Origin of the sequence: Lysinibacillus sp. FSL P4-0201 (genome assembly GCF_038593425.1) — a bacterium.
Taxonomy (GTDB): domain Bacteria; phylum Bacillota; class Bacilli; order Bacillales_A; family Planococcaceae; genus Lysinibacillus; species Lysinibacillus capsici.
In genome coordinates, this window is record NZ_CP151995.1 from 145,529 (window position 1) to 161,818 (window position 16,290).

A 16,290-nucleotide genomic window follows, 5' to 3' on the forward strand; every position below is an offset into this window, starting at 1 on the left:
AATCTTTCAATTAAATACAAAGTCTAGTGATGATGGCAAAGAGGTCACACCCGTTCCCATACCGAACACGGAAGTTAAGCTCTTTAGCGCCGATGGTAGTTGGGGGCTTCCCCCTGTGAGAGTAGGACGTCGCTAGGCAAAAGAAAGATCAGAGAATTTATTCTCTGGTCTTTTTGTTGTCTCAAATTAAGAAGATATTAAAGTAGGCTGTCCCCGGAAAAGGACAGCCCTATATACTAAAACTCAAGAGCACTCCGAAGATTATTTAGATAAGATTGACTAACTGGTAACTCACTTCCATCAATTAAAGTGACAATAAAATTTGACGTTAAATCACGTGCCATTTTTTTTATGAAATGTATATTTACAATGTAAGATCTATGGATACGAATAAAATATGATGGTAATCGTAATTGAAGTTCTTTAAGTGTAATACTTGTTTTATACTGATCCCCCTCTACATAAAACCATGTTTTTTTCTGTAGGCTTTCAATATGAGATATTTTATTAATTGCTACAGGATTCCATTCCTCCTCTTGCTTTCCAGTTAAAAATTGAAATGGTTCTGCTCTTTTTGCTGTAAATGATGACGGTAGGACAATGACGAGAGCAGCAGGCTTATTTTGAATGTATATGGGATAACCAATGCCATAATATGGCGTATCGAAAAGGGAATTATCTAAAATAGCATCTGTTTTTTTTTGAGTCTGTAACACTTGGTCGGCAATACTCCCAGGTAATACTTGTTGACCTATCTCTAAATGAATACTTTGGTGACCAGAGTGAAAATAAACATAAGCATTTTCAACAGCAATAGCAATGGATGAATCAGCAGGTATCCAGTCTTTCAACATAAAAATATATTGTTGTGAAATATCTTTTACGAAAGAATTTAACTCATTGTTCATTGTGAATATCCCCCTTGTTTGTAAACAGTCTTCCAAATTTCATCGTCAAAAAAGGTAGTTTTATCCTTAAAATTTGATCTTTTATCGAAAAATAATGAAAATCCAAATAGTCTGTTATATATTAATTTACAACAAATAAACCTGTTATGGAACAGATAATTAAAAGTTTTTTAACAGAGTATATTGTACACAAAGGGGAAGGTGGAATTTCAATATGTCAACTCGTCAAGAAAGAATCGAAGCTTTAGAAAAACAATGGGCTGAAAACCCACGTTGGGCTGGTATTGAACGCACATATTCAGCTGAAGAAGTTGTTAAATTACAGGGGACAGTAGTAATTGAACAAACACTAGCACAAAAAGGTGCTACTCGACTTTGGAATTCATTACATGAGGAACCGTTTATCAATGCATTGGGGGCATTAACGGGGAATCAGGCAGTACAACAAGTAAAAGCTGGATTAAAGGCTATCTATCTATCAGGCTGGCAAGTAGCTGCTGATGCAAACCTGTCTGGTCAAATGTATCCTGACCAATCATTATATCCAGCTAACTCTGTACCAGCAGTAGTAAAACGAATTAATCAAGCGCTTCAACGTGCAGATCAAATTGATCATGCTGAAGGACGTGTTGATCAATTTGATTGGTTCGCGCCAATCGTAGCAGACGCAGAAGCAGGTTTTGGTGGGCCTCTAAACGTATTTGAGCTTGTAAAAGGTATGATTGAAGCAGGAGCAGCGGGTGTTCACTTAGAAGATCAATTAGCATCTGAAAAGAAATGTGGACACCTTGGAGGTAAAGTATTACTTCCAACACAAAATGCTGTTCGTAACTTAGTAGCTGCACGTTTAGCAACAGATGTAATGGGTGTAGATACAATTTTAATTGCACGTACAGATGCTGATGCTGCTGATATGGTTACATCAGATATTGATCCACGTGATGCAGAGTTCATCACTGGTGAACGCACACCTGAAGGCTTCTTCCGTACAAAAGCTGGAATCAAACAAGCAATTGCTCGTGGTTTAGCTTACGCTCCATATGCAGATTTAATTTGGTGTGAAACTTCTAAACCATCACTTGAAGAAGCTAGAGAATTTGCTGAAGCTATTCATGCTGAGTTCCCAGGTAAAATGCTTGCATACAACTGCTCACCTTCATTCAACTGGAAGGCAAATCTTTCAGAAGAAGAAATTGCAGAGTATCAACGTGAACTTGGTAAGTTGGGTTACAAATTCCAATTCGTTACTTTAGCAGGTTTCCATGCACTTAACCATTCTATGTTTGAACTTGCTCATGACTATAAAGATAATGGTATGGCTGCATATTCTAAGCTACAACAAGCAGAATTTGCTTCTGAGTCTAAAGGCTATACAGCTACACGTCACCAACGCGAAGTAGGTACTGGATACTTTGATGAAATCTCTCAAGTTATCTCTGGCGGTACTTCTTCTACAACAGCAATGGCAGGTTCTACGGAAACAGAACAGTTTGTATAAGTCGTAGTTTAAATACGTGTTTTCCTAAATTTATAATCATAGAATAGTCTCCTCCGCTCCTCCTAAAGCGGAGGATGACGAAACTAAAATGGCAAAGGTGGGTAAACAGCTAATGGAACAAGCAACGACAGGTAAGCTTAAAATTGTTGGAGAACAAAATGAGCAAACTAATGAAATTTTGACACCTGAAGCTCTTGAATTTGTTCTTGCTCTGCACGAAAAATTTGATGCTCGTCGCAAGGAGCTGTTGGAGGCTCGACAAGAACGCCAAAAACGACTTGATGCGGGAGAGAAGCTGGATTTCCTACCAGAGACAAAGCATATTCGGGAAGGTGATTGGGTAATCGCACCACTTCCAAACGACTTACAAGATCGCCGTGTTGAAATTACAGGGCCAGTTGATCGGAAAATGGTTATTAATGCGTTAAATTCTGGAGCAAAAATGTTCATGGCATGCTTTGAAGATGCATCTTCTCCGACATGGGAAAATATGATTGGCGGTCAAATTAATATGCGTGATGCTATTAATAAGACGATTGAGTTTACACAAGAATCCAATGGTAAAACATATAAATTAAATGATGAGACAGCAGTGCTGTTAGTTCGTCCACGAGGTCTACACTTGCTTGAGAAGCATGTCCTGGTGGATGGAGAGCCGATTTCTGGCAGTTTCTTTGACTTCGGTTTATATCTATTCCACAATGCCAAAAACGCACTTGCACAAGGTACAGGGCCATATTTCTATCTACCAAAACTTGAAAGTCATTTAGAGGCTCGACTATGGAATGATGTCTTTGTGTTTGCTCAAGATTATATTGGTATTCCACAGGGGACAATAAAAGCTACTGTATTAATCGAAACGATTTTAGCAGCGTTTGAGATGGATGAAATTTTATATGAGCTACGTGAACATTCAGCTGGTTTGAATTGCGGTCGTTGGGATTATATTTTCAGCTATATTAAGCGTCTACGCAATCAAGCTGATGTTATTTTGCCAGACCGTGGGCAAGTAACGATGACAGTACCTTTTATGAAAGCCTATACATCTTTATGTATTCAAACATGTCACAAGCGAAATGCACCAGCAATGGGCGGAATGGCAGCTCAAATTCCAGTTAAAAATGACGATGAGGCGAATGCAGTGGCATTTGCAAAGGTGGCAGAAGATAAACGTCGTGAGGCAACAGAGGGGCACGACGGTACATGGGTAGCACATCCTGGTATGGTTGCAACAGCGATGGAGCAATTTGATGCAATTATGACAACGCCTAACCAAATTCATAAAAAGCGTGAGGATGTACAAGTATCTGCCGAAGATTTAGTAGCTGTACCAGAAGGAACAATAACAATTGAAGGTCTACGTATTAACTGTAGTGTTGGTGTACAATATATTGCTTCATGGCTTCGAGGTAACGGAGCTGCACCAATTAATAACTTGATGGAGGATGCTGCAACAGCAGAAATCTCTCGTACACAAGTATGGCAATGGATCCGTCATCCGAAAGGAATCTTAGATGATGGACGTGGTATTACACTAGCATTTGTTTTAGAAATATTGGAAGAAGAACTTGTGAAAATTAAAGAGGCTGTTGGGGAACAAGCTTATAACAGTGGTCGCTATGAAGAAGCTGCTGAACTGTTTAAATCCTTAATTGAACAAGATGAATTTGCGGAATTCTTGACACTTCCAGGGTATGAAAAATTAGCGTAAAATACAAGTCTACTATCCAACATATCAAACTTTCCTAATAACTATCTAAGGATTGCACTCGGGTACAATCCAGCCTATTCCACTAACATAACTTGACGGGGTCTGTTCCCCCGTTTAAAGAGATGAGCACGATTGAATTAAAAGGGGTCTATAAATAAAAGTTAAGAGATTTTAAGGGGTAAAGATGTCTTACTAGCTTAGATGGGGAGCAGTAAGGCATCTTTTATATAGTACATCCGCGTAACTGCTTTTTTAGTTACGCGGTTTTTCTATGCTAATTTACTACGGCTATTACAACGCCATCATACCCTTTGACACCAACTGTTTGTATAGCTGTTGCTTCAATTCTCGGGTTTGCTTTTACTAAATCCATAAATTCTTGTACGCCTCTAACACGTTCATCCTCACTATTTTCATTAATTACCTCACCATTACGTACAACATTATCTGCAATAATAAGAGCGCCAGAGTTTGCTAATTTTAACGCCCACTTCAAGTAAGCGGGGTTATTAGGTTTATCAGCATCAATAAAGATAAAGTCAAATAATAGTCCAGCATTTTTTAAATTTGGTAATGTATCTAAGGCATTTCCTACAATGACCTCAACCTTTGGTCCATACCCTGCATTCTCTATATTTTGCTTGGCAACTTTGGCGTACTCTTCATTAATTTCTAATGTCACAACTTTTCCTGCCTGAGGAAGAGCTTGGGCTAAACAAATACTGCTATAGCCTCCAAGTGTGCCGATCTCTAAAATATTTACCGCACTTTTCATTTTTGCGAGTAAATATAATAGTCTCCCTTGAGTAGGAGATACATCAATCTCTGGAATACCTGCAGCTTTATTAGCCTGTAGTGCAGTATTAAGATGTTCGTTTTCTGGAAGGAGCTTAGTCATGAAATAGTCATCTACGTATTGCCAAACATTTAATTCTGTCATTATACAGTCCTCATTTCATTATGCTTTAAAGTGCAAGCTTGCCAATAAAGTGTATGATAGAATGAATCATAATAAAAATATATTATTATTATTAATACATAACTAAAGATTATGAATTGAGGTTAAATCATGAATAGTCATGGCTTAAAATTGTTTTATCAAGTTGCGGTTACAGGCAGTTTTACAAAAGCTGCAGAAATGCTATGCATAAGTCAACCTGCAGTTTCAAGTCAAATCAAACGTTTTGAACATGAAATTGGAGTCCAGCTATTTCAACAACAGGGACGTGGTGTAGTACTTACTGAATTCGGTGTGACACTAGCAGAAAAAGCTCAAAATCTTATTGCTCTTGAGCAACATATTGAAACATTTATAGAAGATTATCGACTTGCAAGAACTGGGAATTTACACATTGTTGCAACTTTCTTACCTGCTAATTTTTTAATTCCTAAATGGGCGGCTACTTTCAAGGCTGCTAATGAACAGGCGAATTTAATGATTACAACAACCAACACAAAGGATGCCTTTGAACAGTTAATAAACTATAAAGCGGATATGGCTATTTACGGTGGGGGAATGTCTGAAAGACCTAAGGAAATAGAGTGGGAGGAATTATATGAGGATGAATTATGGTTTGTAGTATCGCCAAATCATCGCTATGCACATCAGTCTATTACATTAGTTGAAATGTTTCAGGAGCCTTTTATTATGAGAGAAGTAGGTAGTTCGATGAGGGAGCATCTTTTCTCATTATGTCAAACATACCAAGTGAGACCACCAAATATCGCACTCCAATTTAATGGTATTCATGAAACCATTCGCTCAGTCATGGCGGGCTATGGTGCAAATTTTATTTCTTCTCTTGCGGTTAGAGAGTATGTAGAGAGTGGGCAATTGGCGAGAGTTTATGTGAAGGATATACATGCCATTAAACATAAAATTGCAATTTGTACAAGGAATAATGAGAAGCAGAATTTACTTGTGCAAAGATTTATTGAAACCATAAAAAATTCCCCTATTTAAACATTTGAATCTCATGCAAGGTGGAGAGAAATTTGTTATATTAGTTGTATAACAAATATGGAGCTGATAAACATGTTTATTCAAATAGAATTTCAATCAGACGTACCTATTTATGAGCAGGTAACACGTCAAATTATCGAAGGAATTGCTAGAGGAGAAATGAAGCCAGGTGATACTTTGCCGTCTGTGCGGAGTTTAGCTGCCGATTTAGGTGTTAATATGCATACTGTTAATAAGAGTTATCATGAATTAGAGGCGAAAGGGATTATTACCATTCGGCCAAAGTCTGGAGCTATTATAAGTTCAGCAGAGGCGAGAGCTTTATCACCTGAGCAACTTCGACAAATCGAAAAGAATTTGAAACCTGTTGTGGCAGAAGGGATGGTGCTCGGCGCAACAGCTGAACAAATTGAGCACATGATGAAAAAAGTATTTGCTGATTTGCAAATTCCAGCAGAGGGAGTGTAGCAAAATGCTACTTGGCGTTTTTATAACCATTTACATCATGACATTAGCTTTGCAAATAGTCGTTCCCTATATTGTAAGAGAGACTATCGTTTTTGGAGTCACAGTGCCTGATCAAATTATTAAGCATCCCATCTTAGCTCAGTTGAAAAAACAGTATGTGCGGTTCGTAGGGGGAACAGGGATAGTTTTTCTAATCATCATGATTATAAGTTACAATCAATTTGCTCCTTCTGAAGCTATTCAAAGTATTGTTTTATTAAGCTGTTTGTTTAGTATGCTTACAGTAAGTATGGCGTTGTATTGGATAAATCATCAAAAGGTATCGAAGTTGAAAAAACAAGAGCAGTGGGGTGCAAATATTAAACAAGTACGGGCAGTGGATTTAACTGCAAGAAGCCGTGATGAAATGCTTCCTTGGTCTTTTTTTGCTGTACCATTAGGAATATCCGTATTTTTGATTATTTACACATACCTTCATTACGATCTCATGCCAAATGATATAGCAGTACATTGGGGGCCGAGTGGTGAAGCCGATGCCTGGAGAAACAAGACCTATTTTACGGCTATTTCACTGCCACTGGTAATGCTAATGATGCAATGTATGATGTGGGGAATTACCGACTCCATTAAACGTTCTGCAATTAAATTAGCTGTAAATCGCAAAGAGGAATCGTTGGAGGATCAGCTAAAAACACGAAAATACATGAGTTGGCAAATACTACTGATAAGTTCTGCATTAACAGCTTTATTAACAATTTTACAATTAAGCAACATCTATCCTTCTATGACAGTAGGCTATAAGCTATTACCAGTATTTATTTTGTTCTTAGTTGTTTTGCTGGGTTCATTACTGATATATGTGGTGAAAAAATATAAACATAAAGTACGCTATGAAGCAAATATAGATTCCAAGGTAATGGACGTGGATGAGGATCGTTATTGGAAGGGCGGCTTAATTTATATGAATCGACAAGACCCATCCGTTTTTGTGGAGAAACGCTTCGGGGTAGGATGGACCATGAACCTTGCCAATCCTAGAGGCTATATTGTGATTGGTTTACCTTTTGTCTTATTGCTGTTGATTTCTATATTTTCGTTATAAAATAATAGTAATTTGTGATGAAAAAATTCGTTCTATATGATCGGATTTTTTCTTATTAACTGGAGGTGGGCAGATGAAGATCCTTGTTGTCGATGATGACGTTCATATTTTACAGCTAGTCAATATTTATCTTACAAAGGAAGGCTACCAAGTGCTACTTGCTGAAAATGCAAAGCAGGCACTAGCCTTACTCGAAGGGAATCTGCCTGATTTAGCTGTTGTCGATGTGATGATGCCAGGAATGGATGGTTTTACACTAACAGAGTATTTAACTCAAGATTATGATATTCCTGTTTTATTATTAACAGCAAAAGGTGAGCTAGAGGATAAAGAACGTGGCTTTTTAGCAGGATCTGACGATTATGTTGTAAAGCCCTTTGAACCAAAGGAATTATTATTTCGTATAGCTGCAATTTTGAGGAGATTTGATAAAAAAAATCAAGTAACCATTCAAGCAGGTAAACTAGTAATTGACCGACGAAGCTTTGAGGTTGTAATAGGGGAAAATACACTTATATTACCTTTAAAGGAATTTGAATTACTGGCTTTGTTAGCATCACGCCCCCATCAAGTATTTACTCGTAGCTATATTATGGAACAAGTATGGGGCTATGACTATGATGGAGATGAGCAAACGTTAAATACGCATGTGAAGCGGATTCGTGAAAGATTAAACCGATATGACACGGCTGTTGAAATTACAACAGTAAGAGGTGTTGGCTATAAGCTAGAGGAAACAACATGAAAACGTTATATAGTAAATTTGTTGTAACAACAATGCTAGTAATGATCGGAAGCTTATGTATGGGCTTTTTGGTAACGAATACCTATTACCATCAAGTTGTAAAAGAAAAAAATGATGCGAAAAATGTTAGCATAGCACAGGATATTGTGCATTATATTGAGACAAACAAACCAGAAGATTTAAATAGCTATCTAACAACCTTGGGTGAAATCGGCTATCAAATATATGTGACAACTGGTGAGGAGGGGCATTTTTTTGGCGGTCCATATCGTGATAAAACATTGTCAACATCTGTTGTGGAGCATGTTTTAAATGGGCAAACCTATCATGGTATGCGAGATTTTCCTAAAGAAACCTTTGTAACAGGATTTTTTGCTAACGAACTGAATAATACAATTGGTGTGCCATTTACCTATGAAAGCAAGTCCTATGCACTATTCATAAGACCAGATATTCGTTTATTGTTTTCTGAGGTGCATACAATACTTGCAGGATTAATGTTGGTTATGACAGTACTGAGTCTTCTTGCCATGCTACTATTTGCTAAAGCATTAATTCGCCCCATTACGAAGTTAACAGCAGCCACTCAACAGCTAGCGCATGAAAAATTTGATACAGTTCTAGATATTGATCGTGCAGATGAAATTGGTCAATTAGCATCAAGCTTTAATAGGATGACCGAGAGATTACAGGAAAATGATCGTACACGGAAGGAATTTATTAGTAATGTATCACATGATTTTCAGTCGCCTTTATTAAATATTCAAGGGTATGTAGATTTACTGAAAAATCCTTCCCTTACTGAACAGGAAAGACAGGAATATGCAGCAATCATAGAGCTAGAAACAAAACGCCTATCTATATTAACCAAGCAATTATTATTATTAACTTCCCTTGACCAATCGACAAGAATTGTAAAACGAGAGTCTTATCGTTTAGATGAACAGTTAAAGGAAACCGTACGAAAGTATCGTTGGCAAATGGAAGAGTCACAGCTTCAAATATCATATAAGCTTGAGCAAATTATTTTTGATGGCGATGCAGGGCTTTTACAAAATGTATGGGATAATTTACTGACAAATGCCATTAAATATAATGTAGAGGGTGGGCAAATACATTTGTATTTACAGAAAAAGTCCACCTCACTTGAAATCCTAGTTCAGGACAGTGGGATAGGAATGACTGAGGATCAATTAGCGAAAGCATATGACCGTTTTTATCGCGCCGATGCGTCTAGAACCAAGCAAGGGACAGGGCTAGGCTTAGCGATTGTCAAACAAATTGTTGAGCTACATGGAGGGACCATACAGATGCAAAGTACGATGCATGCTGGCACAAAGGTTTATATCCATCTACCAATTTTGTCATAAGAAGTTCATATAAAGTTCATGTTCACACGATAAACTGCTACTTAGTTGAAACACAACTAGGGGGAGTTATCGTATGGAACAAAAGTGGAGCATACGTCTTATTCGATTAGCGGCAATTTTTGCTTTAATCGGCACATATTTAGGTTCACATATGTCGGGATCAGGTAGCTATGAATATAGACCGATACATGCACATATTTTACTGGTCGGGTGGCTTAGTATGTTTGCCTGGGGTATTTTTTATAGAGCCTTCAAAGTGAAATCACAAAAATTAGTAACCATTCATGGTTGGACAGCTATTGTGGGTGTTCTGGGCTTAACGTTAGGCATGTGGTTTTACAATATAAATCCATTTAATTTTGGTAGCACTTTTACATTAGTCTTCTTTATTGTAGGAGGAACTACACTATTAATTAGCTTTGCTTTATTTATTGTTGTAACATTTATGATTCAACAACAAAAGGATACTAGCAGTCTTTAATAAAACCTACCGTGTCTTATATGATGCGGTAGGTTTTAAAATATTTATTTAATTTCTTCAAGTGACTTTTTTAGCCATCTTGTCGCCTCTTGATAGTCTTGTGCAACACCATGCCCTTTTTTGTAGAGCATACCAAGCTGGAATTGGGCTTTTTGATGCCCTTGATTAGCAGATAGTCGATAAAGCTGGGCTGCCTTTGCAAAGTCCTTTGGTACACCCTGTCCATGAATGTGCATTTGGGCTAATTGGTATTGTGCTTTCATATGTCCTTGTGACGCAGCCTGTTCAATCCATTTAGCTGCCTCTGTGTAATCCTGCTCTACCCCTTTACCTTTATCAAATATATTGCCGAGTTGATACTGCGCACCTGCATGGCCTTGAATGGCTGCTAGGCGATAACATCTGCGCGCCTCTTCAAGATTTAAGGCTACCCCTAATCCCTGTTGATATAGTAGACCTAATTGATATTCAGCTTGAATATGCGATTGATCGGTTGCTGCTCGCCACCATATCACGGCCTCCTTATAATTTATAGGAACACCATTTCCAGATGTCAGTAATAGGCCAAGCTCATACTGAGCATCTGCATAGCCTTTTTCTGCCGCTGACCTAAAATATGACATTGCTTTGGCTGGATCTTGAAGCTGATATACATATAGACGTCCTAGCTCGAAGCCAGCGCTGATATGGCCATTGTCAGCAGCTAGCAGTAGCCACTTTTCTGCTGACACAAGATTCTGTTCTTTTTCATACAGCAGGCCAAGACAGTATTGAGCATTTAAATGTCCTTTATGTGCCGCTAGCTTGAACCATTTTAAAGCTTCTATATGATCTTCTATCATTCCTTGCCCAGTATTATAGAGCATGGCCAGTTGAAACTCTGCGTTCACATGGTCCTGTAAAGCAGCCATATGAAACCATTTTGCCGCTTCTTCTTGGTTTTGGGGAATACCACGCCCTTTTAGATGCATATAGCCGAGATTGTATTGAGCACTTGCATCTCCAGTTAAGGCAGCCATTTTGAAATAAGCAACGGCCTTATCATAGCTTTGCTCCACACCCGTACCATTATGATAAAGGAAGCCTAGATTGTTTTGGGCACTTGTATTACCTTGATTGGCTGCTAAGGTATACCACTTGGCAGCTTCGTTAAAATTTTGAGATAGGCCTAAGCCTTGATTATAGAGTACACCTAAATTGTATTGGGCGTCAGCATTCTCTAAATCAGCAGCTATTTGGTAATGTCGTGCAGCCTCTAGATAATCCTGTATAACACCTTGGCCTAAATGATAAAGTACACCGAGGCTATAGTGAGCATTTGCGTCATTTTGTGCGGCATCTCGTTCATACCATATTTTTGCAAGCCTATAGTCCCTTTCCACCCCTCGACCATGATTGTAAAGAGCACCTAAGTTATATTGAGCACTTGCATCTCCGTTCTGGGCAGCTACTTCAAACCATTTGACAGCATGTTCGTAAGCCTCTCGTGACTGCTCATGTTGAAGTATATTTTTATCAAATATAGAAGGAAGTTCTGTGACATGAGAAGACAGGCGGTTCGACTTGAAACTACGATCATAGCGCTTCATAAACCATTCGACAATATCGCTAAGATAGTCTAAAACAATTTTAGCTGCTTTGGCTTCTACAATGTCATTACTAGTATGGCTTGTCATTTTATGAATTAGATTCATCAATAAATAAATCCGACGAGGATGAATTTGAGCCACAAAACTTCGATTATTTAATAGCATTCGAACATTTTTGAGTTTGGGTTCGGTATGCATTTCCAATCGGTAAATCTCATATAAAATTTCCTCTAATACAAGAAATGACTTCTGTAAGGATTCTGCTGGGGTTGAAATGGCGAGCAAACTAGCATCCTGTAAATTTTTAGCTAATATTGTGAAGGACAGCTGTCTTAATTTTTGACATTGTTCTTCAAGATTTTCATAATGCATGACGAAAGTACTCACCTCTTTCAGTTAATTACCTCGGCGTCGTTGCAAGCAATTTCCTATTCAACCTTTTTACAAAGCGCCTCTTCATCTCTTTGTTCATATATCGGAGAAAAATCGATATTATTGATATGTTTTAATGGGATTCATCAGTTGAATTGTTGCTGTTACATGATACTATTTGATATAAGGGAGATTCGTAGCTACGGAGAACCTGTCAGCCTTTAGGTGGGGGATCGAAATGAAAAATATTGCAGCTATTATACCAGCATATAATCCACAACAATCACTCATTACCTATGTACATCAATTGCTAGCAACGACTATTACACAAATCATCATTGTCAATGATGGGAGTGATCAAAAATATAAAGATATTTTTGAAAACCTAGATAAAATTGAACGCTGCCAAGTACTACAGCATGATTGCAATATTGGTAAGGGTGGCGCACTTAAGACCGCCTTTGCATATATACGAGAACAACAAGCGAGGTGCCATGGTATCCTTACAGTTGGGGCCCATGGGCAACATACTTTACAAGATGTGAAGCTTGTTTTAACGATGACAAAGGTGTTTTCTGAAGGGATTGTGCTAGGTGTACGTAACTTTCGTTCAACTGATAGTACATTTCTTTCTTACTGGGGAAATCGTGCAACAAGCTTATTTTTCGAGATACTATATCATAAGAAATTAATGGATACACAAACAGGTTTACGTTATATTTCCATCAATGAGTTGCCTTGGTTAATGAAAGTAAAAGGTGAACGCTATGATTATGATACAAACATGTTAGTTGCTGCACTTAAAAGAAAGTGTCCAGTTTTCGAAGTTGAAATTGGGCAATTACGTATAAAGAAGAATTCAATAATTCAGTACGATGAAATAACAAACGCTGGTACCATTATTACGAGAATGCTCATAAATTATCTAAAGCCAAGGAATAGTAATGGCTAGGTTTAAATTTAAAACAATGAGCTAGGATAAAGAATAACGATCACTCATTAGAGCGTAGCGAGTATAAGAGAAGGAGCAATGTATATGGAATATTCAGATCAAGTGAAAAATCGTGTGAAACGGATGGAAGGACAGCTACGTGGCATTTTGAAAATGATGGAGGAGGAAAAAGACTGTAAGGCAGTCATTACACAATTATCAGCAGTACGCTCTGCTGTAGACCGTACAGTTGGGGTTATTGTTAGTACAAACCTATTGGAATGTGTACAGAATGCTGAAGGGGATGGCGAAAAAATGAACGAAGCCATTCAGGAAGCAGTTAATTTAGTGGTGAAAAGTAGATAATTTTCTAAATTCCTGAACAATTACAGAATCTAAATCGAAATAAAACTCACTATTAATTAGGTGAGTTTTATTATTTTGCAAAAAAATAGTTATATTCGCTAATTATATTTTATTATTAGGTATTTTATATTATATAAAATTTAATATATTTTTAGTTAAAAGTCTTAGTTAGTGAACTTGTATGATAGCTTAGTAGGTACATTCTTTGCTATGCTAAATAGTGAAGAAAGAATCAAAGGGAAGGTGATGAGTGATGAAAAAATTATTGTTATGTGGTGCGGCTTTATTGATATTAAGTCCAACTGCAGTCTATGCAAAACAAACAGAAAATACCTCCCAAATTTATCCTATGGTAGCTAACTCAACAGTAGCAAATTGGGATCAATTAATAGAAGAACTTGCAAAGCAAATACAAAACTTTGAGACCGATATAAAAATTACGTATACAGGCAAAATAGGCGACCTCAAAAAAGAAATGATGGACGCACTTGAAAAAGCTAAGCAACAAGCCGTTTATGCAAGTGGACATATAGAAAGTACCATGGTTTCCGCAGATTCTCTAGGGAATGTAACGTATAAAATGAAGTACCTGACAAGTCAAACTCAAGAAGTAGCTGTACAAAAAAAGATTAATCTAATATTGAAAAATATTATCAAACCTTCTATGACAGATTTCCAAAAAGTAAAAGCTATTAACGATTATATTGTATCCAATACTATGTACGGGACTAAAACTAAGGCAAGTCCACATAGTGCTTATGCTTTGTTTTTTGAAGGACAAGCTGTATGTCAGGGTTATGCATTGGCAGCACATGCTATGTTAGAGCAGTCTGGGATAGAGACAAAATATGTTGTAGGTTTTGTAAATGGGAATGAGGCACATGCTTGGAATTTAGTAAAGGTTGATGGGAAATGGTATCATTTGGATACAACATGGAACGATCCTTTGCCAAATCGCGTTGGTGCGGCGTCCTATGACTATTTTTTAGTGTCGGACAATCAAATTAGCAAAGATCACACTTGGATTAAAGGAAATTATCCTACTGCTACAAGCACTAAATACAGTTATATGCTTAATGTTCATTTCGCACATCAGTTAAATAATATTGTTTATTTTAGTAATACTGCAGATAACGATAAACTGTATAAGCTTGATATGACTAGTGGTAGCAAGTCAAAGGTATTAGATAAACGTGCGTTGTATATTACAGGGACTAATCAAAACCTATATTATAGTGATTACAGTAACGGTGGGTATTTGACAAAGCTAGATTTAAAAACGTTAAAAGCTGAGGTGCTAGTGAAGCAGCCAGTAACAAATTTAAAGGTTAGTGACAATTATTTACTGTATAATGTCCAGACAAAAGAACATAAACTTAAAATTAATTAAGTCAACAAACAAATATTAACAGGCACAAATGGACCCTTAAGTGAGTTCTTTGTGCTTTTTTTGTATATAATGTAAAGAAGACAGTTGGAGGTGAGGAGTTTGTGGAAGAAATTAGCTATAATTGCCATTATTATTATTTTTATTGATCCTATTTATACGGCTGGTAAGGCTGTTGTTCAGCAGGTGGTCGATTGGACAAATAATGATGAAATAGAAACTATGCTACTTTCAACTAAAGAGAAGATTGTAGATGTTACTGCAAGACTTTCAGATAATGCCTCAATTGAAACAGCCCTACCTATAGAAGATGTCCATGAAGCGGAGGTAGCCCCTACAGCTCCACCTATTCAGAAACCTGAAACAAAGTTAGTCGTGACAAATGCCAAGGAACTGGCTGATGCGATGTATGCGTATTATAATAGCTTTTCACCAAAGTTTGAAATTCAATATAAAGGGAATACACAGCGAATTGAACAAATTGTAGAAGAGGCCTATAACAATGCTATCAAACGCGATGACTATGTTTACGGCCATGTAAGTAAACATTCAATTCGATATGAATATGGGCGAAATAAAGCAACTATTTTTGGAGAACAGAGCTATTTAATGACGCCAGAGCAGGCGGCATATGTAGAGATGAATGTTCAAGAAATTATTGCTAAGATTAGTAAAAAATCTATGACGGATGTAGAAAAGGTACGAGCTGTCAATGACTATATTGTTGCCAATACTTCCTATACAGAACAAACGAATTCTAGCCCACACAGCGCTTATACCGTTCTTGCCGAGCACGGGGGAGTATGTCAGGGATATGCTTTACTTGCCCACTCTATGCTTCAAAAATTGGGTATTGAAACAAAATATATCGTAGGCTATGTAGGTCAAGAGGGACATGCTTGGAATCTAGTCAAGCTGGATGGACAATGGTATCATCTCGATACGACATGGAATGATCCAGTACCAGATCGTAAGGGCGCAATACGCTACCAATACTTTTTAGTAGATGACCGTACAATGGCGAAGGATCACACGTGGATTGCTGAAGACTATCCAAAAGCAACAAGCACACTGTATAGTTATTATCATGATATAGACTTCCCAGCACAGGTTGGAGACCAATTGTTTTATAGTAATATTGCAGATGACAATAAGTTATATGTACTAGATATGAAAACTGGTAAAACGAAGCGTGTCACAAATTCCCGTGCACAATATATCGTTTATTCGGATGGTTGGCTCTACTTTAGTAATTATTCACGAGGGGCGTATTTAACAAAGATTCGTCCAGATGGTAGTGGAGAAGAGGTACTTAATAGGGAGGATTCGAAGGATTTATTTATAAAGGATGGGTATCTCTATTTTACGACGAATGAATTGAAGAGACTGGCACTTTAAA

General features: G+C 37.4%; 15 protein-coding genes and 1 rRNA gene. 13 read left to right on the plus strand and 3 right to left on the minus strand.

Annotation, left to right across the window (positions count from 1 at the left end):
- Positions 1–22: 22 nt before the first annotated feature.
- Positions 23–138 (plus strand): 5S ribosomal RNA (rrf, locus tag MKY76_RS00720).
- Positions 139–236: 98 nt separating this feature from the next.
- On the opposite strand, the gene MKY76_RS00725 is transcribed toward rrf, so the two are convergent.
- Positions 237–908, minus strand: a complete 672-nt coding sequence (locus MKY76_RS00725; protein WP_342557251.1) for a LytTR family DNA-binding domain-containing protein — start codon at positions 906–908, stop codon at positions 237–239.
- Between the two features lie 214 nt (positions 909–1,122).
- Here MKY76_RS00725 and aceA point away from each other — a divergent pair, with 214 nt between their 5' ends.
- Together aceA and aceB are read left to right on the plus strand one after the other, a co-directional pair.
- Positions 1,123–2,406 (plus strand): isocitrate lyase, encoded by a 1,284-nt coding sequence (gene aceA / locus MKY76_RS00730; protein ID WP_004233046.1) that lies wholly within the window; start codon positions 1,123–1,125, stop codon positions 2,404–2,406.
- A gap of 112 nt (positions 2,407–2,518) precedes the next feature.
- Complete coding sequence (gene aceB, locus MKY76_RS00735; protein WP_048395937.1) at positions 2,519–4,117, plus strand: malate synthase A; 1,599 nt, start codon at positions 2,519–2,521, stop codon at positions 4,115–4,117.
- Positions 4,118–4,391: 274 nt separating this feature from the next.
- Here the strand turns inward: aceB and MKY76_RS00740 are convergent, their stop codons facing one another.
- Positions 4,392–5,057, minus strand: a complete 666-nt coding sequence (locus MKY76_RS00740) for an O-methyltransferase (RefSeq protein WP_342557252.1) — start codon at positions 5,055–5,057, stop codon at positions 4,392–4,394.
- Positions 5,058–5,186: 129 nt separating this feature from the next.
- Between MKY76_RS00740 and MKY76_RS00745 the strand changes: the two genes are divergently transcribed.
- The 6 genes from MKY76_RS00745 (at position 5,187) to MKY76_RS00770 (ending at position 10,246) form a co-directional block, all read left to right on the plus strand.
- Positions 5,187–6,080 (plus strand): LysR family transcriptional regulator, encoded by an 894-nt coding sequence (locus MKY76_RS00745; RefSeq protein ID WP_054548490.1) that lies wholly within the window; start codon positions 5,187–5,189, stop codon positions 6,078–6,080.
- A gap of 72 nt (positions 6,081–6,152) precedes the next feature.
- On the plus strand, positions 6,153–6,548 hold the full coding sequence (locus MKY76_RS00750) for a GntR family transcriptional regulator (RefSeq protein ID WP_257962185.1): 396 nt from the start codon (positions 6,153–6,155) through the stop codon (positions 6,546–6,548).
- A 4-nt stretch (positions 6,549–6,552) separates the two neighbouring features.
- Positions 6,553–7,650 (plus strand): DUF5808 domain-containing protein, encoded by a 1,098-nt coding sequence (locus MKY76_RS00755; protein ID WP_054548489.1) that lies wholly within the window; start codon positions 6,553–6,555, stop codon positions 7,648–7,650.
- A gap of 73 nt (positions 7,651–7,723) precedes the next feature.
- Positions 7,724–8,395 carry a response regulator transcription factor gene (locus tag MKY76_RS00760; protein WP_328025651.1) on the plus strand — a complete coding sequence of 224 codons (672 nt, stop codon included), beginning with the start codon at positions 7,724–7,726 and terminating at the stop codon, positions 8,393–8,395.
- The gene (locus MKY76_RS00765; protein ID WP_115673084.1) at positions 8,392–9,765 is read left to right on the plus strand and encodes a HAMP domain-containing sensor histidine kinase; all 1,374 of its coding nucleotides are present in this window, start codon (positions 8,392–8,394) and stop codon (positions 9,763–9,765) included. Before MKY76_RS00760 ends, MKY76_RS00765 begins: the two co-directional genes overlap by 4 nt.
- Before the next feature lie 73 nt (positions 9,766–9,838).
- Positions 9,839–10,246, plus strand: coding sequence for a hypothetical protein (locus MKY76_RS00770; protein ID WP_115673083.1), 408 nt, complete (start codon positions 9,839–9,841; stop codon positions 10,244–10,246).
- A 44-nt stretch (positions 10,247–10,290) separates the two neighbouring features.
- On the opposite strand, the gene MKY76_RS00775 is transcribed toward MKY76_RS00770, so the two are convergent.
- Positions 10,291–12,207, minus strand: coding sequence for a tetratricopeptide repeat protein (locus tag MKY76_RS00775; RefSeq protein ID WP_342557253.1), 1,917 nt, complete (start codon positions 12,205–12,207; stop codon positions 10,291–10,293).
- 238 nt (positions 12,208–12,445) lie between these two features.
- On the opposite strand from MKY76_RS00775, the gene MKY76_RS00780 reads away from it, so the two are divergent.
- From MKY76_RS00780 to MKY76_RS00795, 4 genes are all read left to right on the plus strand, one after another.
- Positions 12,446–13,159: a glycosyltransferase family 2 protein gene (locus MKY76_RS00780; protein WP_048395935.1), complete on the plus strand. Its 714-nt coding sequence runs from the start codon at positions 12,446–12,448 to the stop codon at positions 13,157–13,159.
- A gap of 84 nt (positions 13,160–13,243) precedes the next feature.
- Positions 13,244–13,504, plus strand: a complete 261-nt coding sequence (locus MKY76_RS00785) for a metal-sensitive transcriptional regulator (protein ID WP_004233098.1) — start codon at positions 13,244–13,246, stop codon at positions 13,502–13,504.
- Positions 13,505–13,757: 253 nt separating this feature from the next.
- Positions 13,758–14,894 carry a transglutaminase domain-containing protein gene (locus MKY76_RS00790; protein WP_342557254.1) on the plus strand — a complete coding sequence of 379 codons (1,137 nt, stop codon included), beginning with the start codon at positions 13,758–13,760 and terminating at the stop codon, positions 14,892–14,894.
- A gap of 90 nt (positions 14,895–14,984) precedes the next feature.
- Positions 14,985–16,289 (plus strand): transglutaminase domain-containing protein, encoded by a 1,305-nt coding sequence (locus MKY76_RS00795; protein WP_233436279.1) that lies wholly within the window; start codon positions 14,985–14,987, stop codon positions 16,287–16,289.
- Position 16,290 lies beyond the last annotated feature (1 nt).